The sequence below is a fragment of the Streptococcus cristatus genome, assembly GCF_001578775.1.
GTDB lineage: Bacteria > Bacillota > Bacilli > Lactobacillales > Streptococcaceae > Streptococcus > Streptococcus cristatus_A.
In genome coordinates this window covers 1-310 of the sequence record NZ_KQ969092.1, presented here as the reverse complement: position 1 = coordinate 310, position 310 = coordinate 1, and the positions used below count along the sequence as shown (strand labels likewise).

Annotated in this window: 1 protein-coding gene and 1 pseudogene; both read right to left on the bottom strand. The window is 44.5% G+C overall.

Annotated elements, in window-relative coordinates:
* Window positions 1-116 (bottom strand): pyrimidine dimer DNA glycosylase/endonuclease V (locus tag SCRDD08_RS11225; RefSeq protein WP_330997127.1); only part of this gene is annotated, 116 nt, incomplete at its 3' end.
* A gap of 75 nt (window positions 117-191) precedes the next feature.
* A pseudogene (locus SCRDD08_RS12065) lies at window positions 192-310 on the bottom strand (GNAT family N-acetyltransferase); the annotation flags it as partial.

The window sequence follows — 310 nt, the reverse complement described above, 5'->3', positions numbered from 1 at the left end:
ACGGTCGCATGTTTCTTACCCCAGCCATTGCCACGAAGAGCGCAGCATTCCCGATGCTGGCCAAGCAGTTGCGGACGGGGAAGCTTGGGAATCAGTGCTTGATGCCAGAGTCTCATTCTAACCTCCATTTAGTAAAAACAAAGCAATCTTTTCTTGCTCCAAATAGCCTTTGACCACTATAAAACTTCATTTTAATAATCGCTGAAGCGTCTATGTTTGATTTCAAAGTCGAAATAATTCTCTTCCTGCAGCCGGTGGAAAATGTCCCGATAGGCTTCTTCATCAAAAGACTCCCCTCGATAAAGGATTT